Raw genomic sequence first — 24,575 nt, 5'->3', positions numbered from 1 at the left:
AACCACTTTTTTGGCAGCGGTGCTGACGCTGCGGCGGGATATGTCCCGCCCGGCACGTGACGCAACGCAACGCACCGTGGAGCGGTTCGCGGTAAAAACCGCCTTCCCTTTCCAACAGGCCGGCGCCAAGCCGGCCTTTTGCCGTCCACATGACTGAACCCATCGAGTGGCTGCCGGATGGCACCCCCTACAGCCCCCGCTTCGGCGACCGCTACCACAGCGAAAACGGCGGCCTCACCCAGGCCCGCCGCGTGTTTTTGCACGGCTGTGGCCTGCCCGAGGCCTGGGCGGGGCAGCCGCAGTGGCGCATTCTGGAAACCGGGTTTGGCTTTGGCCTGAATTTCCTGGTGACCTGGGCCGCCTGGCGCGCCGACCCGAAGCGCCCCACGCTGCTGCACTTCGTATCGACCGAAGCCTGGCCTGTGAGTGCAGCCGATCTGCTGCGTGCCACCTCGGTCCACCCTGAGCTGGCGCCGCTGGCTGAGGCATTGCAACGCCAGTGGTGGGGCCTGCTGCCGGGCGTGCACCGCCTGCGTTTTGATGAAGGCCGGGTGCTGCTCACCCTGTATGTGGGCGACACCCAGGCCATGCTGCGCCAGCAGAACCTGACGGTGGACTCCATCTACCTCGACGGCTTCAGCCCCCAGCGCAACCCCGAAAGCTGGGACCTGCACACTCTGAAGGCCGTGGCGCGCTCTTGCCGTCGCGGTACACAGCTCGCCACCTGGACCATCGCACGCGCCGTGCGCGATGCCCTGGCGCAATGCGGCTTTGAAGTGACCCGCGTGCCCGGCGTGCCGCCCAAGCGCGACAACCTGCGTGCCACCTTCAACCCGCGCTGGGAGCCCCGCACCCCGCGCCAGCCCGGGGCGACACCGGAGCCCTCTCTGCCCGGCCCCTGCATCGTGATCGGAGGCGGCATTGCAGGTGCCGCCGCCGCCGCCAGCCTGGCCCGGCGCGGCTGGCTGGTCACGGTGCTGGACCAGGCCCCCGAGCCCGCTGCGGGCGCCTCAGCCCTGCCCGCTGGCGTGTTTGCGCCCCACGTGTCGCCCGACGACAGTGTGCTGTCGCGCCTGTCGCGCAGCGGCATCCGCTCCACGCTGGAGCAGGCCCGCTGGTTGCTGAACGAGGGGGTGGACTGGGCGCATTGCGGCGTGCTGGAGCACCGCACCGACGGCAGCCCAGGTCTGTCGCCCGAATGGCCCCAAGGGCCGGGCGCCGCCTGGAGCGAGCCTGCGCCATCTGCTGCCCTGGCCGCCGCTCAGTTGCCGCCTGACGCGACTGCCTGCTGGCACCACCAGGCGGGCTGGGTGCGCCCGGCGCGCCTGGCCAGGGCCTTGCTGGGCCAACCCGGCATTCAATGGCGGGGGAATTGCGCGGTGGCCCAGCTGCGGCGCGTGGAGACACCCGCCACGACACACAGTCCGGCCATCGCCACCTGGCAAATGATCGACACCCACGGCCAATTGCTGGCCGAGGCGCCCACCGTGGTCATTGCCGCAGGCGCCGGCAGCGCGGCGCTGCTGAACCATCGCTGGCCCCTGCAGCCGGTGCGCGGGCAGGTGTCGTGGGGCCAACATGCCGACACGGCAACGCCGCTGCGACCATCGATTCCGTTCCCAGCCAACGGCAATGGCAACCTGGTGCCCCGGTTCCCGCTGGGCGATCAAGCCGATGGCGATCAAGGCTGGGTGATGGGCTCGACGTTCGAACGCGATGTGCAGGCCCTGCCGCCCAGCACAGCCGACATCCACACCGCCCATGCCACCAACTGGGCCAAGCTGCAGGGCCTGCTGCCCGGCATCGCGCCCCAGCTGGAGCCTTTGTTCACCCAGGCGCTGGCCGTGTCAGCGCCTCAGCCCGCCCCGGGCGAGTCCCCGGCTCTGCGCACCTGGGCCGCCGTGCGCTGCACCGCGCCCGATCGGCTGCCTCTCGTGGGCCCGGTGGACGCGGCCCACCTGCCGGGCCTGTGGGCCAGCACGGCCATGGGCGCACGGGGGTTGACACTGGCGCTGTTGTGCGGCGAACTGCTGGCCGCCCGGCTGCAGGGCGAGCCGCTGCCGCTGGATGCGCGGCTGGCCAAGGCGCTGGGCACCGAGCGCCTGCCGTAACACCCTCTCGGCAAGTGGGTGGCCAGCGGCCGCCACCCCGCCAGCCCGCGCCAAACCTTGCTTATAAACAAAAAAGCATATTGGCAGAGCAAAACAATAGTTTGCATCCATAAGAAGCCCCTCTACATTCGCCGCCATGCATGAATTGGCGTTTGTTTTTGCGGGCTTTGCCGTCGGGCTCATCGTTGGCCTGACCGGTGTGGGCGGCGGCTCGCTCATGACGCCGATCCTGATCTTCTTCTTCGGCATCAAGCCCCACATGGCGGTCGGCACCGACCTGCTGTTCGCGGCTTTCACCAAAATGGGCGGCACCGTGAGCCTGGCCCGCCAACGGCTGGTGCCCTGGAAAGTGGTGGGCCAGTTGTGCGCCGGCAGCATTCCGGCGGCGCTGCTGGCGCTGTGGGCGCTGAAAGTCCTGGGGCCCGCCAGCGGCACGGCGCAGGCCATCATGACCACCACGCTGGGCTTTGCCCTGCTGCTCACGGCGGCGGCCACGCTTTACAAGGTGGTGGCGTTTTCTGCCCAGCGCCAGGCAGCCGAAGCCGCTGCCCGCAAAAGCCACACCGGAGACCCCACCCGCCCCCGCCACTGGAGCCTGCCTGTGCTGCTGGGCGCCGTGATCGGCACGCTGGTGACCTTTACCTCGGTGGGCGCGGGCGCCATCGGCGTCACGGTGCTGCTGCTGGTCTACCCCATGCTGCCGCTGCCGCGCATCATCGGTGCCGACATTGCCTACGCCGTGCCTTTGACCTTGGTGGCAGGGTTGGGTCATGCATCCCTGGGCTCGGTGGATTGGCCTTTGCTTGCACAATTGCTGGCTGGCTCGCTGCCGGGCATCTGGCTGGGCTCTCGCCTCGTCGCCCGTACCCCTGAGCGCCTGATTCGCTCCGCCTTGTCCATTCTGCTGGCCTGGGCAGGCTTCAAACTGATTCTGATCTGAGCCCCTATGTACCAATACACCGCTTTCGACACCCAGTTCGTGAAACAGCGTGCCGCACAGTTCCGTGACCAGCTCACGCGCTGGCAGACGGGCAAGCTGAGCGAGGACGACTTCCGCCCCTTGCGCCTGCAAAACGGCTGGTATGTGCAGCGCTACGCGCCCATGCTGCGCGTGGCAGTGCCCTACGGCGAGATCGCCAGCCGCCAGTTGCGCGTGCTGGCGCAGATTGCCCGCGAATACGACGAGCCCGAAGCCGCCGTCTTCAAGGCCGCCATGGAAGGCCAGGGCAAGCTGGGCACCACGTTCCTGCCCACGCACTGCGCCCACTTCACCACCCGCACCAATGTGCAGTTCAACTGGATTCCGCTGTCCAAGAGCGCCGACGTGATGGACCTGCTCGCCAGCGTGAACCTTCACGGCATCCAGACCAGCGGCAACTGCATCCGCAACACCACCACCGACGCGCTGGCAGGCATCGCCGTGGACGAGATCGTGGACCCCCGCCCCTATGCGGAGCTGATCCGCCAGTGGTCCACGCTGCACCCCGAGTTCGCGTTCTTGCCCCGCAAGTTCAAGATCGCCATCACCGGCGCCAAGGACGACCGTGCGGCCACCGGCTGGCACGACGTGGGCCTACACCTGGTCAAGAACGATGCAGGTGAGATCGGCTTCAAGGTGTTTGTGGGCGGCGGCATGGGCCGCACGCCAGTCATCGGCACCGTGATCCGCGAGTTCCTGCCGTGGAACCAGATCATGAATTACATCGAGGCCATCGTGCGCGTGTACAACGAGCACGGCCGCCGCGACAACAAGTACAAGGCCCGCATCAAGATTCTGGTGAAGTCCGAGGGCCAGCAGTACATCGACGATGTGGAAGCCGAATACCGCCAGATTTTGGAGATCGACGGCGGCCCCCACACCATCCCGCAAGCTGAATTTGACCGCGTGGCCGCCTGCTTTGTGCCACCCAAGCTGGCCGACATTGCCGACGTGGCCCCCGCAGCCTTGCAGGCATCGCTGGACGCACAGGCGGCAGAGCATGTGATGTTTGGCCGCTGGCTCAAGCGCAATGTGCACGCCCACCAAAACGCCCAGCTGCGCGCGGTCACCCTATCGTTCAAGCGCCCCGGCCAATCGCCCGGCGACGCCACCAGCGACCAGCTCATCGCACTGGCCGACCTGGTGGACAAATACTCCGCCGGCGAAGCCCGCGTGACGCACGACCAGAACGTGCTGCTGCCTTGGGTGCACGCCAGCCGCCTGTTTGACCTGTGGCAAGAGGCCAAGGCCCTGGGCCTGGCCAGCGCCAACGTGCAACTGCTCACCGACATGATCGCCTGCCCCGGCGGCGACTTCTGCGCGCTGGCCAACGCCCGCTCGCTGCCGATTGCCGAGGCCATCACCCAGCGCTACCAGGACCTGGACGAGCTGGATGACATCGGCGAGATCGACCTGCACATCAGCGGCTGCATCAACAGCTGCGGCCACCACCACAGCGGCCATATCGGCATCCTGGGCGTCGATAAAGACGGCAAGGAGTGGTACCAGGTCACGCTGGGCGGCTCCGACGGCTCTGACCTGTCGGGCGCTGCCGTGGCCGGCAAGGTGATTGGCCCATCGTTCTCGGCGGCCGAAGTGCCGGATGTGATCGAGGCCGTGCTCGGCACCTACCGCGACCTGCGCGAAAGCGGCGAGACCTTCCAGAACACCGTGCGCCGCACTGGCCTCGACCCGTTCAAGGAAGCCGCCAAGCAGGCACGCCACAAAGAACCAGAAACCGCTGCCGCCTGAGCCCCGCAGCGCCGTACAGCACAGCCCCACAGACATGATGTTGAAACTAATCGCCGCCCAAGACCACCAGCCACCTGCCGATGGCGACGCCCGCGCCGTGGCCTTGCCCAACGATGCCGATGCGCTGGCCCTGCCGCTCGATGGCGTGGACCGTGTGGATCTGCACTTCCCCAACTTCACCGATGGCCGCGCATTCAGCCAGGCTTTTTTGCTGCGCCGCCGCCGTGGCTTTACGGGTGAGATCCGAGCCACCGGCGATGTGCTGATCGATCAGTTGGTGCAGATGCAACGCACGGGCTTTTCCAGCGCCGTGCTGCGCGAGGGCGTGGACGCTGCCGATGCGCAGCGCCAGTTTGAACGCTTCCCTGGCTTCTACCAGGGCGACGCAGTGAACCCCCAACCCCTGTTTGCCGCCAAGGCTGCCTGACAGGCGCACTGCCCACGCGCCCGCTGCACCAACAAACGAGTCCCTCACCATGAGCCAAATCGATCTCGCACGCATCAACGCCGACCTGGGCCGCAACGCACCCGCCCTGGTGGAATGGGCCCTGGGCCTGGGCAAGGCCAGCATCGTCACCACCAACTTTCGCCCCTTCGAAGCCGTGATCCTGCACATGGTCACGCAGGTGAATCCTGACGTACCCGTGGTCTGGATGGACAACGGCTACAACACCGAAGCTACCTACCGCTTTGCCGACGAAGTGACCCAGCAGCTGGGGTTGAAGCTGAAGATCTACCTGCCACTGCGCTCGCGCGCCCACCGCGAAGCGGTGGACGGCCCTACGCCCGCGCTGGACGACCCACGCCACGCCGCCTTCACCGAAGAGGTGAAGCTGGAGCCTTTTGCCCGCGCCCTGCGCGAGACCGCACCGCAAGTCTGGTTCACTGCGCTGCGCGCCACTGACACCGCCGTGCGCGCGCAGATGGACCCGGTGAGCATCAACCCCGACGGCCTCATCAAAGTGGCTCCGCTGCTGCACTGGTCGTCCAAAGACCTGCACGAGTACTGCGTGAAACACGGCCTGCCCAACAACTTCGACTACGTGGACCCCACCAAGGGCGAAGACAACCGTGAGTGTGGCCTGCACATTGCCCACTGACCCCAGGTCCGACCATGAACGCCCGCACCGACTCAGCGCTGCTTGAGAAAACCAACAACATGAGCTACCACCTCAACAACTCCCACCTCGACGCCCTGGAAGAAGAAACCATCTTCATCCTGCGCGAAGTCGCCGCCGCCTTCGAGCGCCCCGCCCTGCTGTTCTCGGGTGGCAAGGATTCGCTGGTCATGCTCAAGTGCGCCGAGAAGGCTTTTGGCGCGGGCCGCATCCCTTACCCGCTCTTGATGATCGACACGGGCCACAACTTCCCTGAAGTGACGGACTTCCGCGACTTCCGAGCGAAGGAGCTGGGCGCCGAACTCATCGTGCGCAGCGTGGAAGATTCGATGGCGCGCGGCACCGTGCGCCTGGCCCACCCCGGCGAGTCGCGCAACGTGCACCAGTCGGTCACGCTGCTCGAAGCGATTGAAGAGTTCCGCTTTGACGCCCTGATCGGCGGTGCCCGCCGCGACGAGGAAAAGGCGCGCGCCAAGGAGCGCATCTTCAGCCACCGCGACAGCTTTGGCCAATGGCAGCCCAAGGCCCAGCGCCCCGAGCTGTGGACCCTGTTCAATACCCGCCTGCAGCCCGGCGAACACTTCCGCGTGTTCCCCATCAGCAACTGGACCGAGCTGGACGTGTGGCAGTACATCGACCGCGAGCAGATCGGCCTGCCCAGCATCTACTACACACACAAGCGCCAGGTGGTGGACAAGAAGGGCCTGCTGATGCCCGTGACCGACCTGACCCCGCCGCGTGAGGGCGATGTGGTGGAAACGCGCGATGTGCGCTTCCGCACCGTGGGCGACATCACCTGCACCGCCCCCGTGGAAAGCACCGCAGCCACCCCGGCCGAGATCGTCATCGAGACCCTGGCCGCCGACGTGAGCGAGCGTGGCGCCACGCGCATGGACGACAAGACATCCGATGCTTCGATGGAGAAGCGCAAGAAGGACGGGTATTTCTGATGACTGCTATCAATTCAATAGCTACTAGCACAAACAACACTAGCGCTACCGGCCAAAACGACCATATTTCCGCCCTCAAGTTCATCACTTGCGGCTCCGTCGATGACGGCAAGAGCACGCTGATCGGCCGCCTGTTGGTGGACAGCAAGGCCGTGCTGCAAGACCACCTGGCCGGTGTGCAGCGCCAGGGTGAGACCGACCTGGCCCTGCTGACCGACGGCCTTTCCGCCGAGCGCGAGCAAGGCATCACCATCGACGTGGCCTACCGCTACTTCGCCACGGAAGAGCGCAAGTTCATCATCGGCGATGCGCCCGGCCACGAGCAGTACACCCGCAACATGGTGACGGCCGCATCCAGCGCCGACGCCGCCGTGGTACTTGTCGATGCGACCAAGCTCGACTGGAAGAACTCTGGCCTCGCATTGCTGCCGCAGACGCGCCGCCACAGCCTGCTGGCCCATCTGCTGCGCGTGCACTCGCTGGTGTTTGCCGTGAACAAGCTGGACGCGGTGGAAGACCCCGCACTGGCCTGGAAGCATATTCAAGGCGCACTGCAGGCCTTTGCCCAGGCGGCAGGCATCACCGTGCGCGCCATGGTGCCGGTCTCCGCCCTCAAGGGCTGGAACGTGGTGGACGCCCACGCAGGCTGGTGCGGCTATGACGGTCCTACCCTCTTGCAAGTCTTGGAAGAACTGCCCAACACCCCGGCAGACACAGCACTGGCACCGGCCTTCCCGGTGCAGTGGGTCGAGAAGTTCTCGTCCTCGTCGGACACCAGCCAGGGCCGCCGCGTGTTCTGGGGCCGCGTGGCCGCCGGCAGTTTTGCGCCCGGCACGGCGGTGCAGATCTTCCCCAGCGGCCAGCTCGCCACGGTGGCCCAGGTGCTGGACCACGCCCGCCGCCCCAAGGACGTGCCCGCAGGCACCAGCGCGGGCATCATCCTGGACCGCGAGGTGGACGTATCGCGCGGCGACTGGATTTTGGCAGCGCCCACACCCGCTGCAGCCCCAGCCGATGACGACTTTGGCGACACGCCCGCCGCCACCCCGGCCTGGCCCGCCAGCCGCGAGCTGCGCACTACCGTCGCCTGGATGGACGACGAGCCCCTGGTCGCAGGCCGCGTGTACTGGGCGCTGCACGGCCACCGCTGGGTCAAGGCCAAGGTCAAGGCTGTGGTGCACAAGCTCAACATCAACACGCTGGCCGAAGAAGCCGCCACGCAGCTCGATCCCAATGCCATCGGCCATGTGGACCTGCTGCTGCAGGAGGCGATTCCCGCCGCAGCATTCAGCCAGGCCCGCGTGCTGGGCTCGCTGATTCTGGTGGACACCGCCAGCCACAAAACCGCTGGCGCCGTGCTCGTCAACTGATCCAGATCAGCGCCCCAAGCCCCAGTCACCCCATCGGGGTGAGGGACCCTGCAACCAAAGGTCGGTGAAAGCTTTTAAAATCGAGGGTTTTCACCGACCCACACAACTCCTGTCATGACCCACGTCGTTTCCGAAAACTGCATCAAGTGCAAGTACACCGATTGTGTGGACGTGTGCCCCGTGGACTGCTTCCGCGAAGGCCCGAACATGCTCGTCATCGATCCCGATGAGTGCATCGATTGCGCCGTCTGCATCCCCGAGTGCCCGGCCAACGCCATCTTTGCCGAGGAAGACCTGCCCGCAGACCAGATCGCCTTCATCAAGCTCAACGCCGACCTGGCCTTTGCCGACGGCTGGAAGAGCATCACCAAGCGCAAGCCGGCGCTGCCCGACGCCGACGAATGGAACGGCAAGCCGGGCAAGGTCAACGAACTGATCAAGTAACCCGCCGCGCGCCCCGCTGGTGACTGAGACTTTGCAAGCGCCCGCCGTCGTAGAGACCGACGCCGTCGTCATCGGCGCGGGTCCCGTGGGCCTGTTCCAGGTCTTCCAGCTGGGCCTGCAAGGCATCACCGCCCACCTGATCGACGCCCTGCCCCATGCGGGCGGCCAGTGCGTCGAGCTGTACGGCGACAAACCCATCTACGACATCCCCGGCATCCCGGTGTGCACCGGCCGCGAGCTGGCCGCTTTGCTGCTTCAGCAGATTGCGCCGTTCAAGACCCAGTGGCACCTGAACACGCTGGTGTCCGCATTCACCGTGCAGGCCGATGGGCGCCTGCTGGTCGAAACCTCGCAAGGTTCGCAACTGCTGGCCCGCAGCGTGTTCATTGCCGCAGGTGTGGGCGCCTTTGTGCCGCGCACGCTCAAGGTGGACGGCATCGAGCGCTTTGTGGGCACCCAGGTCCACTATCAAAATCTGGCCGCGACTGTGGATGTGACCGGGCGCCACGTGGTCGTGCACGGCGGCGACGAGCCCGCCGTGGCCCGCGCCGTGGAACTGGTCGAGCAAGGCCAGACCGCACGCGTCAGCCTGCTGCACCGCCGCGACGTGTTCCAGGCGCCTGAAGCCTTGCTGCAACGCCTGCAGCAATTGCGCGATGCGGGCCGCATCCACGTCGAGGCCGCACAGATCACCGGTATTGACACTGCGGGCGACCGCCTCACCGCACTGCAGGTGGTGGATGCCGACGGCAGCACCCGCGCCCTGGCGCTGGACCTGCTGGTGGCCGTGCTGGGCATCTCGCCCCGCCTCGGACCCATTGCGGACTGGGGTTTGGCCATGGACCGCAAACAACTGGTGGTGGACACGGAAGCCTTCCGCACCAGCGTGCCCGGCATTTACGCCGTGGGCGACATCAACACCTACCCCGGCAAACGCAAGCTCATCCTGTGCGGCTTCCACGAAGCCACGCTGGCGGCCTTTGGTGCGGCCGAGGTGCTCAAAGGCGACAAGGTGGCGCTGCAATACACCACCACCAGTCTGCGCCTGCACCAGTTGCTGGGCGTGGCGCTCGCTACCTCTGCAGCTTCTGCCTCGTCTTCCTGAGTCTTCCTAAGACGGCGTCCCGAACCCGTTCCCGCTGCCACTACAATCCGCAGCGCACTTCCACCGAAGTGCCCACGCTAGGGGTGTCGAGACCGGGCCACCGGAATCGACTGAGAGAGTCCCTTTGAACCTGATTGAGATCATCCTCGCGCAGGGAAGCAAGTCCGCTATGGCACGGCCCTGAACACGTCAGGGCGCACCGGTGGGCGGCCCCTGCTCTGTATCTGCTTACGGAGCCATTCCATGTCCTCATCGCCTGCCACGCACGCCACCAACGAAGCGCTGGCCCCCGTCTCCCCCGACCGCCGCGTCTTCCAGTGGCATGACCACGCCTCGCTCTGGTTCAGCCTGGGCGTGGGCCTGCTGGTCATGCAGGTGGGTGCCTACCTGATGCCTGCGCTGGGTACCAAAGAGGCACTCATCGCCATCGTCGCCGGTTCCATCGTGGGCGCGGGCCTGCTGGGCTGGGTGGCCAAGCTGGGCTGCGACAGCGGCCTAGCCAGCGCCGGGCTGATGCACGCCGTGTACGGCCGCACGTTTGCCAGCCTGCCCATCATCCTGAACATCGTGCAGCTGGTGGGCTGGGGTACGTTTGAGCTGGTGGTGATGCGCGATGCCACCGTGGCCATCGGCCAGCAGTCGGGCGCCATGGCTGGTGCCCACTGGCCGGTGCTGGCCACGCTGCTGTGGGGCGGCGTGGTGATGCTACTGATCAGCGGGTCGATGGTGCAGCTGGTGCGCAAGCTGATTGCGCGCATTGCCCTGCCGCTGGTCGTGTTGTCGCTGCTGTGGCTGTCGTGGCAGTTCCTCTCGCTGGCGCAAACCCAAGGTTTTGAAGCGCTGTGGACACGCAAGGGCGACGGAGGCATGGGCGTGCTGCCCGCGCTGGACCTGGTGATCGCCATGCCCATCTCATGGCTGCCGCTGGTGGCCGACTACGCGCGCCATGGCAAGAACGGCGGCTCCGCACTGCGCGGCACCTGGCTGGGCTATGCGCTGGCCAATATCTGGTGCTACAGCCTCGGTGTTCTGGTGGCGCTGACCTTGCCCAGCCAGGACCTGGTGCAGGCGCTGCTGCTGGCCCAGGGCGGGCTGATTGCGCTGTCACTGATCCTGATCGACGAGGTGGACAACGCCTATGGCGACGCCTATTCGGGCGCCGTGTCGGCCCACAGCCTGCTGCCGCGCTGGGGCGTGCGCGCCTGGGGCCTGCTGGTGGCCGCGCTGTGCACCGGGCTGGCACTGGTGCTACCCATGCACAGCCTGGAGCCATTTCTGCTGCTGCTCAGCTCGGTGTTTGTGCCGCTGTTTGGCGTGATTCTGGGGCGCCTGGCCTTCGGCACCGATGCGCCCGCCCTGCTCGCGGCTGCGCGCAAGGTGAATGCGGCGCCCGTGGCCATCTGGCTGGCGGGTATCGCGGTGTACCACCTGGCACCCAAGGTACTGCCTGACGCGGGCTCTGCACTGCCCGCACTGGTGTTCAGCTTTGTGCTCGCCTGGGCCACGAGGCCCAAGGCACACTGAACCAATCAGTCACTATCAAAAGATGAGCGCTCAGCGCATGATTGACTAGCGCTTGAGCCTCAAAACACCCAAAAATCGCTCTACAGTGCCTGAAACACCCGCTGCGCCACGGGCGCGTAGCCGTGGTTGAGCGGGCCATGGCCGTGGCCGGTGGTGACATCCGCCCCGGCAGCAATGGCCCCCAGAATGTAGGCCCGTGCCTGCTCCACGGCCTGCTGCAGCGGCTGGCCCAGTGCCAGCTGCGCGGCAATCGCTGACGACAGGGTGCACCCGGTGCCATGCCCGTTGTGGGTGGCAATGCGCTGTGACTGCAACCGGTGGCCCTGACCTTGTGCGTGTTCCCCGCCTTGCACGGCCAACACATCCACCACCCAGTCGCCCGGAAGGTGCCCGCCTTTGAGCAGCGCGGCGCGGGCGCCCAGTCGCAGCAGGTCTTGCGCGGCCAGCTCCAGCGCCTCCACGCCCTCGATGCTGCGCCCCAGCAGCCATCCGGCCTCGTCCAGGTTGGGCGTGACCACTTCGGCCAGCGGAAACAGCTCCTGGACCAGCACGGCCACCGTCTCCTGGGCAATCAGCCGATCGCCACTGGTGGCCACCATCACCGGGTCCAGCACCACGTGCGGCAGCTGATAGGTCCGAATGGCTTCTGCCACCACGTGTACCACGCCCGGTGAGTGCAGCATGCCGATCTTGACGGCGTCCACGCCAATGTCCTGCACCACCGCATCGATCTGGGCCTTGAGCATCTCGGGCGGAATGCCATGGATGCCTGTCACCCCACAGGTGTTCTGGGCCGTGATGGCGGTGATGGCTGTCATGCCATAGCAGCCCAAGGCACTGAAGGTTTTGAGATCGGCCTGGATGCCCGCGCCGCCGCCGCTGTCAGACCCGGCAATGGAGAGCACGCGTGCGTAGCGGTGGCCCGTGGAGGGCAAGGAGATCGTCGGTGAAATCATGGCAAAAATTATGGCCTATGCGCCACGTCAAAACGGGGCGCTTAGGGGATGTGCTGTAATTCATTTTCCGGACGAAACAGGGGTGTCCCACCGCATGGTGCGCGACTGAGAAATACCCTGGGGCCCGCACAGAACTCTGTGCACTGCGGCACACGCAGCAGCCCCGCTACCCGATCCAGGTCATGCTGGCGTGGGGAGTTTCCATCAGCGGTGACCCCGTTTTGTCCATGGCTGCTTGCCACTACATGGACACACTGACGGAGCTATGTCACTTCCACCTTCTTCCTTTGCCATCCTGGGCGCAGGGCTCATGGGCCGTCTGCTGGCTGTGGAGCTTGCGCGTCTGGGGCACCGTGTAGACATCTACGACGCGGGCAGCCCCGCCGCCGAAAACTCTGCCGCCACCGTGGCTGCGGCCATGCTGGCCCCGCTGGCAGAGTCTGCGATCACCGAACCCGGCGTGGTGCGCATGGGCCACCACGCGTTGACGCGCTGGCCCGAGTTGCTGGCAACCTTGTCAGCGCCTGTGTTTTTTCAGCAGGCCGGCACGTTGATCGTGTGGCACCGCCAGGACGCTGCCGAAGCCCAGCGTTTCACCCGCCAGCTCGAAAACAACCAGCGCAGCCTGCCCGAGCTGCCCGCCCTGCAAAAGCTCGACAGTGGCGCCCTGGAACAGGTGGAGCCCGCCCTTGCGCACCGCTTCAACCAGGGCCTGTACCTGCCCGGCGAAGGCCAGCTAGACAACCGCCAGTTGCTGGCCGCCCTGGTGGTGGAAATGGAGCGCCTGGGAGTGCGCATGCACTGGCACACGCCCCAGTCGCCCGAAGCCTTTACGCCCGGCGCACCCGGCCAGCCTGACCGGGTGCTGGACTGCCGGGGCCTGGGCGCCAAGGGCCAGTGGAGTGCCTTGCGCGGCGTGCGTGGCGAAGTGGCGCGCATCCATGCGCCCGACGTCACGCTGCAGCGCCCCACCCGGCTGGTGCACCCGCGCTACCCCATCTACATTGCGCCCAAGGAAGACCATCTGTTTGTCATTGGCGCGACCGAGATCGAGTCCGACGACCGCTCCCCGGCCAGTGTTCGCTCCACCCTGGAACTGCTGAGCGCCGCCTATGCGGTGCACCCCGGCTTTGGCGAGGGCCGCATCCTCGAGCTGGCCACGCAGTGCCGCCCCACGCTGCCCGACAACCTGCCCGCCATCCGCCAGACCCGCCCGGGCGTGCTGGAGATCAACGGTCTGTACCGCCACGGCTTCATGATCTCGCCCGCCATGCTGGATGTGACCCTGGAGGTGCTGAACACGGGACAATCGACCCTGTCCGAACGTTTTGACCTCCGGCTGGAACTGGAGCCAGCCGCACCCGCCCCGACCGGCGTTGCAGCCCCCGCATTTGCATGAACATCTCGATCAACCAAATCCCGCACGAACTGCCCGAAGGTGCCACCGTGGCCGATGCTGTGGCCGCCATCGAAGCGCGCCCCCCGTTTGCAGTGGCCGTGAACACCACCTTTGTACCCAACACCCGCTACGCCGCCCATGCACTGCAGCCTGGCGACCGCGTGGAGATCATCTCGCCGGTCACCGGGGGCTGAGGTAGCAGAAACTCAATGAAAACGGCTGCAAGCGCATACAAATTATGCGCCAGCAGCTATCAAAACCATAGTAATCCAATGACCACTCCGACGCCCCAAGACCCGCTGGTGCTGTACGGCCAGACGTTCGCCAGCCGCCTGCTGCTAGGCACCTCGCGCTACCCCTCGCCCGCCGTGCTCGAAGCCGCTGTGCAACGCGCCCGGCCCGCCATGGTCACTGCCTCACTGCGCCGCCAGGGCAGCAACCCGGCCGAAAGCGGCAGCAGCTTCTGGGAGCTGCTGCGCAAGCTCAACGTGCCCGTGCTGCCCAACACCGCCGGTTGCCACAGTGCGCAAGAGGCCATCACCACCGCGCAGATGGCGCGTGAGGTATTCAACACCCCGTGGATCAAGCTGGAGCTGATCGGCGACGACTACACCCTGCAGCCCGACACGCTGAACCTGGTGGGCGTGGCCGAGCACCTCATCAAGGATGGCTTTCAGGTGCTGCCCTACTGCACCGAAGACCTGGTACTGTGCCAGCGCCTGGTCGATGTGGGCTGCCAGGCCGTGATGCCCTGGGCCGCCCCCATCGGCACCGGGCGCGGTCCGGTCAACCCCTACGCGCTGCAGACACTGCGCGAGCGCCTGAACGTGCCCATGCTGGTCGATGCCGGGCTGGGCCTGCCCTCGCACGCCTGCCAGGTCATGGAGTGGGGCTATGACGGCGTGCTGCTGAACACCGCCGTGGCCCTGGCCCAAGACCCGGTGGCCATGGCCGGCGCATTTGCCGATGCCGTCAGCGCCGGGCGCGCCGCCCGCCTGGCCGGTGCCATGGCCGCACAAGAAGCCGCCCAGCCCAGCACCCCCGTGCTGGGCACCCCTTTCTGGCACCACGCCCATGCATGACACCACCGCTCTGGCGAACGCCATCCTGAGCCACCACGCGGCCACCTTTGCGGGGTTTGCGCCCGAGCCCGTGCCAGCCCCCACGTTGCAAGACCCTGTCTATCTCGCCGCGCTACAGGCCTGCAGCCAGCTGGGTTTCATCGCCCACGACGCCGAATGCCTGGCCCGTGCCTGGCAGGCGCGCGCGCTGCGCACCGGCAGCGCACAGCCCGAGCAGTGGCCCAACGAGCCCCAAGACTTTGGCCTGCAGCGCCTTCCGCGCGCCCAGCAGTTCGCCGCGTGCCCGGAGCACCTGGGCTTGTATGCCGTACTGCCCGACGCCCAGTGGGTGGGCCGCATGGCACGTGCCGGGGTGCCCACGGTGCAATTGCGCTTCAAGTCGGACGACGCCCAGGCCATCCGGACCGAAGTTCAGGCCGCCGTCCAGGCGGTGCAAGGCACAGGCGCGCTGTTGTTCGTCAACGACCACTGGCGGGACGCCATCGAAGCTGGCGCCTACGGCATTCATCTGGGCCAGGAAGACTTGGACGCACTCACCGCAGAGCAACTGCAAACGCTTCATCGCTCGGGCCTGCGTCTGGGCGTGAGCACCCATGGATATGCCGAAATGGTGCGTGCCGACGCCGTGGGGCCCAGCTATATCGCGATGGGTGCAGTGTTCCCCACGACCCTGAAAAAAATGGCCACCGCTCCCCAGGGCGTGGGCAGGCTGGGCGTGTATGCGCGGCTGATGCGGCACTACCCGCAGGTGGCGATTGGTGGGATCAGCGCCGAGCAGTTCCCCAGGGTACTGGCCACTGGCGTGGGTTCCGTGGCCGTGGTGCGTGCCTTGGTCAATGCACCGGACCCTGAAGCATCGGCCGCAGAGCTGATGGCGCTGATGCGGTGACGGCTCGGTGGCGATAGCGGCCACGGCGGTTATCGCGCATCCCTCACGACCGTCGCAGCGCCCCCTGGATAGTCGCCGGGTGGCCGATTGGTCGCCTGCTCGCTACTTGTTGTCGGGCTTCTTCATCTGCTCCAGCTCAAGGCGGAGCTCCATGAGATCGTTCTCCATGCCAAAGCCGACCGGCTGGCCCGCTGGCGGCGGCGCCGTCACGGGCACCGGGGGCAGATCGCTCAGCGTGAGGTGGGGTGGGTCCGACAGATCCAGGTCAAGCGGAATGCCCCGCGAATCCTCGCCTAATGCTGCTGCAGGCCTGGAGGGAGTGGCTGCAGAGCGCACGGGCTCGGGCTCCTGCTGGGCCTTCATCGCAAACTCGAACTCGAGGCTGGCTGCCAGTGAATCAAGCGGCTGGTCGTCGTGCAGCGCCACCGGTTCCGGAGCTGCAGGTGCCACCAGGGTCTCGGACCGGGGCGGTGCCAGGGGCGTCGTCCGCTTGCGCGGGGGCGCTGCACCGCGCGCACTGGCGGGCGTGGTCTGTGCAATCGCCAGCAGCAGCAAAAGATCGTCATAGGCCGCCAGATCAAACGGCTCCACCGCTTCAGCGCCCGTGCGGCGGAACAGGAATTTCTCCAGCAAGCCCAGCACCGCAGGCGTTGTCCACTCGGCCTCGATCTCGGCGAGTGCGTCGGTGTAGTGGTACAGCATGCGGCCCGTGCGGTGAAAGCCCGCAAACTCCGGCACTTGCGCGTTGAAGGACTGCATGAACTGCGTTCGCAGCTGCGCAAACTCATCCACACGGCTGAGCGTGTGATACAGCCGCAATAGCTCCAGGTAGGCCAACGGAGAGGTCTGGCGGTGCTCGGCAATGTGATTCTTCAGCACCTCGATGGCCTGCTGGTGCTCGCCCACCGAAACAAAAAATTCAGCCTGCTGCTGGATGTCAAACAGCTCTTCAGGGTTGACGATGTGGGGCGCTACCGAGGCGGCGGCCGGCGCGGAAACCGACTTCGCCTGCAAGGGAGCGGGAGCACTCGCCGCCGGGCTGGTCGCTACGAAGCGTGGTTCCACGGCCGCAGGGGCTGCCTTGCGCAGGGGCATGGCACCGGACTCTGGGTTCGCCGCGACGGCATGAGGCTGGGTTTCCGACGGCAGCCAGGTGTCACCGGGATGGGGGGTAAGACTGACCGCTTCTTCATGCGCCGATGCTGCATCGCCACGTGCGCCCAAAGCCACAGAATCGCGCCACGAACGCACTGCCTTGTCAGAGGCGCTGCGCATCCGCGACCACATCCATGCCACCCCCGCCAAGGCCAAGGCCAGCAGACCGCCCAAAGCATATACCACCGTCGCAGGAAAACGCTCCTGCTCCATCGCCTCCAGCTGCTGCTGCAACTGACCAGCGGCTGCACGGTCCTTGGCGGCCTGTGCTCGCAATGCGGCGGTGTCTGATTCCAGCGCCTTCAACCGTTCGCCGTCTTTTTGCAATTCTTCCGGCTGCGCGTTCAACGACCTCCACAACGCGGCGGCCTGGGTGCGCAGGGCCGACATCTCTTCAGAAGGTGCCGTGGGTAGCTGCGCGGTAGAGCGCAACGCCACAGGACTGTCCAACCAGGTATCCAGGGGCTCAACCACCAAACGCGAGCGCGCTGCAGGTGCAGCGGCCACCACCGACTTGCCAGGTGTTGCCGTGCCCACACGCGCGGAAGGCCGTGCGGCAGCTGGAGAGCCGGGAGCGCGGCTCTCAGCGGAGGGCGAGCCCGAGGCCCTTGCCAGTGCAGGCGCCTTGTCACGCGGCCTGGTGGCCTGCATAGCACCGGCCGCAGCCGCAGATGCACTGCCACTGCCCTGTGAAGGCAAACGCTGTGACTCTGAAGCTGCGCTGGGGGTTGCTGCAGGAAGCCGCGCCAAGTCCACCGGGGATGCAGAGGCGGACCGGGTGACGGTGGTCGGCAAATCCGAGAGGAAGGTGTAGCTGCGCGTGGTTTTTCCGTTGCACCCTGCGGTCAGGGTCACGGTGAGAACCGGTTCATCCAGCGATACCGAGGCCAGCACGCGGACCCCTGAAGGACGCCCACGCACCTCGGGCAATGGGACCACGCGCACCTTGTTGTCACTGATGGCGTTGTCGCCTGCCACCAGCTTGGCCGTGACGCAGGACGATGCGACATCCGTGCCCGGGTCGGGCTGCAACTCGAACGAGAGATCGACCGGGGCGCCCAACACGACCGTACCACTACCATTGCCCAGGGACAGCGCCGAAGCACCGGCTGCAAGCGCCCACAATCCTGGTCCAAAAACGGTGTTACGGATTTTCACAATCATTTCTGTTTTTCGGTCCGGAGGATTCTTGCACATAAGACCCAGATAAGGCCAGAGCCATAATGCCGCTATGAAAATTCAGTTTCCCAACATCGCCATCGTGGGTACCGGTGCCATGGGCCGAGGCATCGCACAAATTGCTGCCCAGGCTGGCAGTCAGGTTTTTCTGCTGGACGCCAACCCCGGAGCCGCCGACGCCGCACGGGCTGCCCTGCAGGAGCAATGGAACAAGCTGGTCGCCAAGGGCCGGATCGAAGCGGACCAAGCCACAGCGCTGACCGCGCGGCTGCACCCCGTCAAAACGGCGGCAGACCTGGCGGCCTGCGATCTGGTGGTGGAAGCCATCGTGGAGCGGCTGGATGCCAAACAGGCCCTCTTCGTCGAACTGGAAGGGGTGGTGCGCGCCGATGCGGTGCTGGCCACCAACACGTCCTCTCTGTCCGTGACGGCCATTGGCGCAGCCCTCAAGCGCCCCGAACGCCTGGCTGGGTTCCACTTCTTCAACCCCGTCCCTTTGATGAAGGTGGTGGAGGTGATCGCGGGCCTCAAGACAGATCCAGCGATCTGCACTGCGCTGGCCGCGTATGCCAAGGAAATGGGCCATACCCCTGTACAGGCGCAGGACACCCCTGGCTTCATCGTGAACCACGCGGGGCGCGGCTTCGGCACGGAGGCCCTGCGCATCGTGGGCGAAGGTGTGGCCGATTTCGCCACCATCGACCGCATCCTGCGCGACCAGGTCGGCTTCAAGCTGGGGCCCTTCGAGTTGATGGACCTGACGGCGCTGGACGTGTCGCACCCGGTCATGGAGTCCATCTACCGCCAGTACTACGACGAACCCCGTTTCCGCCCCAGCGTGATCACCGCGCAGCGTCTGGCGGGGGGCGTGGTGGGCAAGAAGGTGGGCGAAGGCTTCTATCGCTACGTGGAGGGCACAGCGCAGGTGCCTGCCGAGGCGCCTGCCCCCGTGGTCAACGACATTCCGCCCGTGTGGGTGTCCCCGCGCGCTGCACGCCGGGCCGAGCTGTACCAATTGCTCAAGGACCTGGGGGCCACCATCGAGACCGGCCAATCCCCCTCCCCCCAGGCCATCACGCTGGTTGCCCCGCTTGGCTTTGACGTGACCACCGTCGCCGTGGTGGAGCGGCTGGACCCAGCCCGCACCATCGGCATCGACATGCTCATCGATGACGCCGCGACCAAGCGCCGCGTGCTGGCCACCAACCCCGCCACGCGCGTGGACATCCGCAACGCTGCACATGCGCTGTTTGCGCGCGACGGCAAGGCTGTCAGTGTGATCCGTGACAGCGGTGGTTTCGTCACGCAGCGCGTGGTGGCCACCATCGTCAACATCGCCAGCGACATCTGTCAGCAAGGCATTTGCACCCCCAAGGATCTTGAGACCGCCGTGACCCTGGGCCTGGGCTACCCGCTGGGCCCCCTGGCCATGGGCGACCGCTGGGGCCCCACCAACATCCTGGAAGTGTTGTTCAACATGCAGACCGTGTATGGCGACACGCGCTACCGCCCCAGCCCATGGCTGCGCCGAAGGGGTGCGATTGGCCTGAGCCTGAGCCATGTCGAAGAAGACTGATTGCCAAGCACCACGGCCGCCTCACTGAAGACCACCATGCCCGCAGAACTCCAGAGCACCAGCCAGGGCCAAACCCTGATCCTGACCCTTCGCAACCCCGAGCGGCGCAATGCCATCGACCCGGTGATGTATGCCGCGGGTGTGGAAGCGCTGGGCGTGGCCGAAAGCAGCCCCGACATCCGCAGCGTGGTCATCACGGGCGCCGATGGCATGTTCTGCTCGGGCGGCAATCTGCAGCGCCTGCTGGCCAACCGCCAGGAAGCGCCGCAGGTGCAGGCACAAAGCATTGAAGGCCTGCACAACTGGATCGAGACCATCCGCACCTACCCCAAGCCGGTGATCGCCGCCGTGGAGGGCGCCGCAGCCGGTGCAGGGTTTTCGCTGGCACTGGCCTGCGACTTCATCGTGGCGGCCCGCAATGCCGTGTTTGTGATGGCCTACAGCAACGTGGCCCTGTCGCCCGATGGCGGCGCCAGCTGGAGCCTGGCCCACGCGCTGCCCCGCCAGATTGCCACCGAGATCCTCATGTGCGGGGACCGCATCGGCGCAGAACGCCTGCACTCATTGGGCCTGGTCAACCGCCTTGCCGAAGCAGGCAATGCACTCGACACCGCCCTGGCGCTGGCTGAGCAGCTCAATGCCCGTGCACCCAATGCACTGGCCAGCATTAAGGAGCTGCTGAACGAGGCTCCCCATGCCCAGCTCACACACCACCTGGGCCATGAGCGCGACCACTTCGTGAAGAACCTGCACCACGCCAATGGCGGCGCAGGCATCTCAGCATTTCTGGAAAAGCGCGTGCCACGCTACGAGTAGCGCTGCACCACAAACGCCTCGACGCATCCACCGTCGCAGACCCATCAACCCCCGTACGCTGCCACCCAGCGCCGGGGGTTTTCTTTTGGCCTACGGGGCAGACACGCAGGTGACAACCCTGACGCATTGCGCAGGTCCCTGACGCGACAATGGGCCTGTTTCTAGTCACCCAAAAGACAGGCCATGGACGACCCGATTCTTACTATCGAAGAACGTGAAGCGATCAACTCCGGTCGCTGGTTTTCATCACTCTCACCTTCGCTACGCCACGACATCCTGCGATGTGCATACGTCAAACGCTTCAAGGACGGCGGCCTCATCGCCGCACGCGGCGACCCGCCCGAGGAGTGGATTGCCTGCGCGCGCGGTGCAGTGCGGGTGAGCTCCACATCCATCTCGGGAAAGCAGATCACGCTGACCTATGTGGAGCCGGGCATCTGGTTCGGCGACGTGGCGATCTTCGATGGAGACCGGCGCACGCACGACGCCTACGCGCACGGCGACACCACGATCCTGTGTGTGGCCAAGGCCGATTTTCGCAAGATCCTGGCCGTGCACACCGAGCTGTACGAAGCGATGCTGCGCCTGCATGCGCGGCGCATTCGCCAGCTGTTCGGGCTGGTGGAAGACCTCAACACGCTGCCCCTGCGATCGCGCCTGGCCAAGCAGCTGGTGCACCTGGTGCGCAGCTACGGCGTGCCCAGCCTGTCGGACGGCAGCGAAATGCGGATCAGTCTGCAATTGGCGCAGGAAGAATTGGCACAACTGCTGGGTGCGTCGCGCCAACGCGTGAACCAGGAACTCAAGGCCATGGAACGCGAAGACGCCATCCGCATCGAGCCGGGCGGCCTGGTGGTGCGGGACCGCGAAGCCCTGATGCGCATCGCTGAAGCCGACAACTGACTCACTTACCCCATCACTGACAGCCAGAACCTTCATCCGCCTCCATGAGCAACTTTGACCATTTCGTCGGCACCCGCCCTGTTTCCGATCAGCACGCCTTTGAAATCGAAGCACTGACCGCATGGCTCTCCAGGAACATGGAGGGCTTTGCGGGCCCGCTGACGGTGGAGATGTTCAAGGGCGGGCAGTCCAACCCCACCTATAAGCTCATCACCCCCGGCGCCAGCTACGTGATGCGCGCCAAGCCCGGGCCCGTGGCCAAACTGCTGCCGTCGGCCCACGCCATCGAGCGCGAGTTTGCGGTGATGAGCGGCCTGCACGGCACCGATGTGCCCGTGCCGCGCATGTTTGTGCTGTGCGAGGACGAATCGGTGATTGGGCGCGCCTTCTACGTGATGGAGTGCATGCAGGGCCGCGTGCTGTGGGACCAGTCCCTGCCCGGCATGACGCCAGCTGAACGCGGTGACATCTACAACGAGATGAACCGGGTGATCGCAGCGCTGCACACGGTGAAATTTGCAGACCGAGGCCTGGCCAACTACGGCAAGCCCGGCAACTACTTTGACCGCCAGATCGGCCGCTGGAGCAAGCAATACGTGGCCTCCATCACGCAGCCCATCGAAGAGATGGACCGCCTCATGGAATGGTTGCCCGCCAACATGCCCGCCAGCGCACGCGACGAGGGCCATGTGTCCATCGTGCACGGCGACTACCGCCTGGACAACCTGATGTTCCATCCCACCGAGCCCCGCGTGATCGCCGTGCTCGACTGGGAGCTGTCCACACTGGGCCATCCGCTGGCGGACTTCAGCTACCACTGCATGAGCTGGCACATTCCTGCCTCGCTGGGGCGTGGCATTGCGGGGTTGGACCTGGGCGCGCTGGGCATTCCCGACGAAGACACCTACATCCGCCTGTACTGCGAGCGCACCGGCATCACCACCCCCGATGCGCTGCGTGCCGACTGGAACTTCTACCTCGCCTACAACATGTTCCGCATCGCCGCCATTTTGCAGGGCATTGCCAAGCGGGTAGAGGCTGGCACGGCCTCCAGCGCCCAGGCCAAGGCCTCGGGCGACACCGCACGACCCATGGCCCAGCTGGCCTGGTCCTTCGCGCAACGCGGCTGAACACACGACGCAACACCAGCGCCGCCCACGATTACCAACGGAGAAGAAACCCATGGACTTTGACTACTCGCCCAAAACCAAGGAACTGCAGGCCAAGCTGCTCCAGTTCATGGATGACCACATCTATCCGAACGAGTCTGCCTACAAGGATGAGTTGGCCGCCAACACCGTCGCAGGCAAGCGCTGGAGCGCGCTGAACACCATCGAGAACCTCAAGCCCAAGGCCCAGGCCGCCGGGTTGTGGAACCTGTTCCTGCCGGTCGACAGCGCCGCAGCATCCGGCTATGCAGGTGCCGGCCTGACCAACCAGGAATACGCACCGCTGGCCGAAATCATGGGCCGCGTGCCGTGGGCCAGCGAGGTGTTCAACTGCTCCGCGCCCGACACCGGCAACATGGAAACCATTGCCCGCTATGGCGACGAAGCCAACAAGGCCCGCTGGCTCAAGCCCCTGCTCGAAGGCAAGATCCGCTCGGCCTTCGCCATGACCGAGCCCGATGTGGCATCGAGCGACGCCACCAACATCGAGACCCGCATCGAGCGCCAGGGCGATGAGTACGTGATCAACGGCCGCAAGTGGTGGATCTCTGGTGCCGCCGACCCGCGCTGCGCCGTGTTCATCACCATGGGCAAGACCGACCCCGAAGCCCCGCGCCATTCGCAGCAGAGCATGGTGCTGGTGCCCGCCGACGCCCCTGGCATCAAGATCATCCGTCCGCTGAATGTTCTGGGCTACGACGACGCACCGCACGGCCACGTCGAGATGACCTTCGAGAACGTGCGTGTGCCCGTCTCCAACATCCTGCTGGGCGAAGGCCGTGGCTTCGAGATCGCCCAAGGCCGCCTGGGCCCTGGACGCATTCACCACTGCATGCGCCTCATTGGCCTGGCCGAACGTGCGCTGGAGCTGATGTGCAAGCGCGCATCGTCACGCGTGGCCTTTGGCAAGACTGTGGCCCAGCAGACCGTGACACAGGAGCGCATTGCCGAGGCCCGCTGCAAGATCGACATGGCCCGCCTGCTCACACTGAAGGCTGCCTGGCTGATGGACGTGGCTGGCAACAAGGTCGCCAAGACCGAGATCGCCATGATCAAGGTGGTGGCCCCCAGCATGGCCTGCCAGGTCATCGACTGGGCCATGCAGGTGCACGGCGGTGGCGGCATGTCTGACGACTTCCCGCTGGCCTATGCCTACGCCGGTGCGCGCACCCTGCGCTTTGCCGACGGCCCGGACGAAGTGCACCGCAACGCCATTGCCAAGTGGGAGCTGGGCAAGTACGGCACCTACGGCCGGGACGCCGCCGTGCCGGTCACCCGCGGCAGCTGACGCCAACCTCCGTAGAGCCTGACACCCGCAGGCCCTACTGCGGGCCTGCAGTGCCTTCCGTCGGCACACCCGCAGGCGGAGGGGGCGGCAGGTTCTGCAATGCCCCTTGGGCAGCCGCCAGCAGCAACTGCGTGGCCTGGGCGATCTCCGTCAGGCTGCGCTGCGTGTGCTCCATGCGCAGATACACCTTGCCGCGTACCAGCATCAACAGCAGCGGCGACTGCGCCCGTACCTCCCCGCCCTCACCTTCCACGATGTTGAGCAACTTGGACACCACCGGCGCATGGATCCAGCGCTGCGCGGTCTCCATGCGCTCCGCCACCACCGCAAAGTGCTGGCGAAACGAGGCCGGCAGGCCCGGCCAGGTCACCTCTTCAAACATGGCCAGCCAGCGCATTTCCTCGGGCAGGCTGGCATTCACTGTGGTCTGCAGGGTGTCGGTGATGGCGTTGTAGGCATTGCCCTCCAGGGACTCCTGCAAGGGGCGATTAAGCACCATCACCGCCGCGTCCGGGTCCACCCCCAGGTCGGCACGCCCCCGCAACTCCAGGCCGCGCACATAGTCACGCGTGGGGTTGCCACACTCCAGCCGCCACGGGTGGCCATTCAGGTCGCCCCCCAGGTCAAAATGCCCGTCCACGGCCTGCGGCACCACCGCCAAGCGCTGGGTGGCCGCCCAACGCACCACCTCCTGGTTGGACACGGGCCGCGCGGCATTCGGGCCACCGGGCAGATGCAGCGCTTTGCGAAGACGGTCAAACATGGCGATTCGAAGCCCAAGGCTTCGCGGAAGTCACGGATGCAGGCATT

Annotated in this window: 22 protein-coding genes and 1 riboswitch; of the genes, 19 read left to right on the top strand and 3 right to left on the bottom strand. The window is 66.1% G+C overall.

The features are described 5' to 3' along the window. Positions 1 to 149: 149 nt before the first annotated feature. The 10 genes from mnmC (at position 150) to AC07X4_RS03525 (ending at position 11,353) form a co-directional block, all read left to right on the top strand. Positions 150 to 2,111, top strand: a complete 1,962-nt coding sequence (gene mnmC, locus AC07X4_RS03570) for a bifunctional tRNA (5-methylaminomethyl-2-thiouridine)(34)-methyltransferase MnmC2/FAD-dependent 5-carboxymethylaminomethyl-2-thiouridine(34) oxidoreductase MnmC1 (RefSeq protein ID WP_494739253.1) — start codon at positions 150 to 152, stop codon at positions 2,109 to 2,111. 136 nt (positions 2,112 to 2,247) lie between these two features. Next, positions 2,248 to 3,051 (top strand): sulfite exporter TauE/SafE family protein, encoded by an 804-nt coding sequence (locus tag AC07X4_RS03565; RefSeq protein ID WP_056744255.1) that lies wholly within the window; start codon positions 2,248 to 2,250, stop codon positions 3,049 to 3,051. 6 nt (positions 3,052 to 3,057) lie between these two features. Further along, a complete protein-coding gene (locus tag AC07X4_RS03560) occupies positions 3,058 to 4,842 on the top strand; it encodes a nitrite/sulfite reductase (protein WP_056067447.1) in 1,785 nt (594 codons plus the stop codon). A 37-nt stretch (positions 4,843 to 4,879) separates the two neighbouring features. Beyond that, positions 4,880 to 5,269, top strand: a complete 390-nt coding sequence (locus AC07X4_RS03555; protein WP_395458275.1) for a DUF934 domain-containing protein — start codon at positions 4,880 to 4,882, stop codon at positions 5,267 to 5,269. A 49-nt stretch (positions 5,270 to 5,318) separates the two neighbouring features. Continuing rightward, positions 5,319 to 5,942, top strand: coding sequence for a phosphoadenosine phosphosulfate reductase domain-containing protein (locus tag AC07X4_RS03550; RefSeq protein WP_444824493.1), 624 nt, complete (start codon positions 5,319 to 5,321; stop codon positions 5,940 to 5,942). Between the two features lie 14 nt (positions 5,943 to 5,956). Next, a complete protein-coding gene (gene cysD, locus AC07X4_RS03545) occupies positions 5,957 to 6,910 on the top strand; it encodes a sulfate adenylyltransferase subunit CysD (protein WP_494739252.1) in 954 nt (317 codons plus the stop codon). Then, on the top strand, positions 6,910 to 8,280 hold the full coding sequence (locus tag AC07X4_RS03540; RefSeq protein WP_494739251.1) for a sulfate adenylyltransferase subunit 1: 1,371 nt from the start codon (positions 6,910 to 6,912) through the stop codon (positions 8,278 to 8,280). The genes cysD and AC07X4_RS03540 overlap by 1 nt, the downstream gene beginning before the upstream one ends. Positions 8,281 to 8,394: 114 nt before the next feature. After that, entirely contained in the window at positions 8,395 to 8,724 is a 330-nt protein-coding gene (fdxA, locus tag AC07X4_RS03535) for a ferredoxin FdxA (RefSeq protein WP_008904181.1), read from the top strand. Between the two features lie 19 nt (positions 8,725 to 8,743). Beyond that, positions 8,744 to 9,829: an NAD(P)/FAD-dependent oxidoreductase gene (locus AC07X4_RS03530; RefSeq protein ID WP_494739250.1), complete on the top strand. Its 1,086-nt coding sequence runs from the start codon at positions 8,744 to 8,746 to the stop codon at positions 9,827 to 9,829. 69 nt (positions 9,830 to 9,898) lie between these two features. Next, a riboswitch (TPP riboswitch) is annotated at positions 9,899 to 10,003 on the top strand. Positions 10,004 to 10,072: 69 nt separating this feature from the next. Beyond that, on the top strand, positions 10,073 to 11,353 hold the full coding sequence (locus AC07X4_RS03525) for a purine-cytosine permease family protein (protein ID WP_056067427.1): 1,281 nt from the start codon (positions 10,073 to 10,075) through the stop codon (positions 11,351 to 11,353). 80 nt (positions 11,354 to 11,433) lie between these two features. On the opposite strand, the gene thiD is transcribed toward AC07X4_RS03525, so the two are convergent. Continuing rightward, positions 11,434 to 12,309 (bottom strand): bifunctional hydroxymethylpyrimidine kinase/phosphomethylpyrimidine kinase, encoded by an 876-nt coding sequence (gene thiD / locus AC07X4_RS03520; RefSeq protein ID WP_494739249.1) that lies wholly within the window; start codon positions 12,307 to 12,309, stop codon positions 11,434 to 11,436. A 265-nt stretch (positions 12,310 to 12,574) separates the two neighbouring features. On the opposite strand from thiD, the gene thiO reads away from it, so the two are divergent. The 4 genes from thiO to AC07X4_RS03500 all read left to right on the top strand — a co-directional run bounded on the left by thiO (position 12,575) and on the right by AC07X4_RS03500 (position 15,679). Further along, positions 12,575 to 13,708, top strand: a complete 1,134-nt coding sequence (thiO, locus tag AC07X4_RS03515; protein WP_494739248.1) for a glycine oxidase ThiO — start codon at positions 12,575 to 12,577, stop codon at positions 13,706 to 13,708. Then, positions 13,705 to 13,902, top strand: a complete 198-nt coding sequence (gene thiS / locus AC07X4_RS03510; protein WP_056067422.1) for a sulfur carrier protein ThiS — start codon at positions 13,705 to 13,707, stop codon at positions 13,900 to 13,902. Before thiO ends, thiS begins: the two co-directional genes overlap by 4 nt. A gap of 78 nt (positions 13,903 to 13,980) precedes the next feature. Further along, positions 13,981 to 14,790: a thiazole synthase gene (locus AC07X4_RS03505; RefSeq protein ID WP_494739247.1), complete on the top strand. Its 810-nt coding sequence runs from the start codon at positions 13,981 to 13,983 to the stop codon at positions 14,788 to 14,790. Then, entirely contained in the window at positions 14,783 to 15,679 is an 897-nt protein-coding gene (locus AC07X4_RS03500; protein WP_494739246.1) for a thiamine phosphate synthase, read from the top strand. The genes AC07X4_RS03505 and AC07X4_RS03500 overlap by 8 nt, the downstream gene beginning before the upstream one ends. Before the next feature lie 102 nt (positions 15,680 to 15,781). On the opposite strand, the gene AC07X4_RS03495 is transcribed toward AC07X4_RS03500, so the two are convergent. After that, positions 15,782 to 17,899 carry a hypothetical protein gene (locus tag AC07X4_RS03495; RefSeq protein WP_494739245.1) on the bottom strand — a complete coding sequence of 706 codons (2,118 nt, stop codon included), beginning with the start codon at positions 17,897 to 17,899 and terminating at the stop codon, positions 15,782 to 15,784. Between the two features lie 166 nt (positions 17,900 to 18,065). Between AC07X4_RS03495 and AC07X4_RS03490 the strand changes: the two genes are divergently transcribed. The 5 genes from AC07X4_RS03490 (at position 18,066) to AC07X4_RS03470 (ending at position 23,765) form a co-directional block, all read left to right on the top strand. Then, positions 18,066 to 19,589, top strand: a complete 1,524-nt coding sequence (locus tag AC07X4_RS03490; protein ID WP_494739244.1) for a 3-hydroxyacyl-CoA dehydrogenase — start codon at positions 18,066 to 18,068, stop codon at positions 19,587 to 19,589. A 36-nt stretch (positions 19,590 to 19,625) separates the two neighbouring features. Next, complete coding sequence (locus AC07X4_RS03485) at positions 19,626 to 20,405, top strand: oxepin-CoA hydrolase, alternative type (protein WP_494739243.1); 780 nt, start codon at positions 19,626 to 19,628, stop codon at positions 20,403 to 20,405. A gap of 183 nt (positions 20,406 to 20,588) precedes the next feature. Continuing rightward, positions 20,589 to 21,308 carry a Crp/Fnr family transcriptional regulator gene (locus tag AC07X4_RS03480; RefSeq protein ID WP_015013747.1) on the top strand — a complete coding sequence of 240 codons (720 nt, stop codon included), beginning with the start codon at positions 20,589 to 20,591 and terminating at the stop codon, positions 21,306 to 21,308. Positions 21,309 to 21,352: 44 nt separating this feature from the next. Continuing rightward, a complete protein-coding gene (locus AC07X4_RS03475) occupies positions 21,353 to 22,438 on the top strand; it encodes a phosphotransferase (RefSeq protein WP_494739242.1) in 1,086 nt (361 codons plus the stop codon). A gap of 52 nt (positions 22,439 to 22,490) precedes the next feature. Further along, the gene (locus tag AC07X4_RS03470; RefSeq protein WP_056067410.1) at positions 22,491 to 23,765 is read left to right on the top strand and encodes an acyl-CoA dehydrogenase family protein; all 1,275 of its coding nucleotides are present in this window, start codon (positions 22,491 to 22,493) and stop codon (positions 23,763 to 23,765) included. A gap of 34 nt (positions 23,766 to 23,799) precedes the next feature. Here the strand turns inward: AC07X4_RS03470 and AC07X4_RS03465 are convergent, their stop codons facing one another. Next, on the bottom strand, positions 23,800 to 24,528 hold the full coding sequence (locus AC07X4_RS03465; protein ID WP_494739241.1) for a hypothetical protein: 729 nt from the start codon (positions 24,526 to 24,528) through the stop codon (positions 23,800 to 23,802). Between the last annotated feature and the right edge of the window lie 47 nt (positions 24,529 to 24,575).

The organism is Acidovorax sp. GW460-11-11-14-LB4, assembly GCF_059423685.1.
Note: the sequence above shows the minus strand (reverse complement) of the source record. Positions and strands in the feature narration are given on the sequence as shown.

Coding starts and splice junctions, on each gene's coding strand:
- mnmC (WP_494739253.1), top strand. CDS start 150: ATGACTGAACCCATCGAGTGGCTGCCGGATGGCACCCCCTACAGCCCC.
- AC07X4_RS03565 (WP_056744255.1), top strand. CDS start 2,248: ATGCATGAATTGGCGTTTGTTTTTGCGGGCTTTGCCGTCGGGCTCATC.
- AC07X4_RS03560 (WP_056067447.1), top strand. CDS start 3,058: ATGTACCAATACACCGCTTTCGACACCCAGTTCGTGAAACAGCGTGCC.
- AC07X4_RS03555 (WP_395458275.1), top strand. CDS start 4,880: ATGTTGAAACTAATCGCCGCCCAAGACCACCAGCCACCTGCCGATGGC.
- AC07X4_RS03550 (WP_444824493.1), top strand. CDS start 5,319: ATGAGCCAAATCGATCTCGCACGCATCAACGCCGACCTGGGCCGCAAC.
- cysD (WP_494739252.1), top strand. CDS start 5,957: ATGAACGCCCGCACCGACTCAGCGCTGCTTGAGAAAACCAACAACATG.
- AC07X4_RS03540 (WP_494739251.1), top strand. CDS start 6,910: ATGACTGCTATCAATTCAATAGCTACTAGCACAAACAACACTAGCGCT.
- fdxA (WP_008904181.1), top strand. CDS start 8,395: ATGACCCACGTCGTTTCCGAAAACTGCATCAAGTGCAAGTACACCGAT.
- AC07X4_RS03525 (WP_056067427.1), top strand. CDS start 10,073: ATGTCCTCATCGCCTGCCACGCACGCCACCAACGAAGCGCTGGCCCCC.
- thiD (WP_494739249.1), bottom strand. CDS start 12,309: ATGATTTCACCGACGATCTCCTTGCCCTCCACGGGCCACCGCTACGCA.
- thiO (WP_494739248.1), top strand. CDS start 12,575: ATGTCACTTCCACCTTCTTCCTTTGCCATCCTGGGCGCAGGGCTCATG.
- thiS (WP_056067422.1), top strand. CDS start 13,705: ATGAACATCTCGATCAACCAAATCCCGCACGAACTGCCCGAAGGTGCC.
- AC07X4_RS03505 (WP_494739247.1), top strand. CDS start 13,981: ATGACCACTCCGACGCCCCAAGACCCGCTGGTGCTGTACGGCCAGACG.
- AC07X4_RS03500 (WP_494739246.1), top strand. CDS start 14,783: ATGCATGACACCACCGCTCTGGCGAACGCCATCCTGAGCCACCACGCG.
- AC07X4_RS03490 (WP_494739244.1), top strand. CDS start 18,066: ATGAAAATTCAGTTTCCCAACATCGCCATCGTGGGTACCGGTGCCATG.
- AC07X4_RS03485 (WP_494739243.1), top strand. CDS start 19,626: ATGCCCGCAGAACTCCAGAGCACCAGCCAGGGCCAAACCCTGATCCTG.
- AC07X4_RS03480 (WP_015013747.1), top strand. CDS start 20,589: ATGGACGACCCGATTCTTACTATCGAAGAACGTGAAGCGATCAACTCC.
- AC07X4_RS03475 (WP_494739242.1), top strand. CDS start 21,353: ATGAGCAACTTTGACCATTTCGTCGGCACCCGCCCTGTTTCCGATCAG.
- AC07X4_RS03470 (WP_056067410.1), top strand. CDS start 22,491: ATGGACTTTGACTACTCGCCCAAAACCAAGGAACTGCAGGCCAAGCTG.
- AC07X4_RS03465 (WP_494739241.1), bottom strand. CDS start 24,528: ATGTTTGACCGTCTTCGCAAAGCGCTGCATCTGCCCGGTGGCCCGAAT.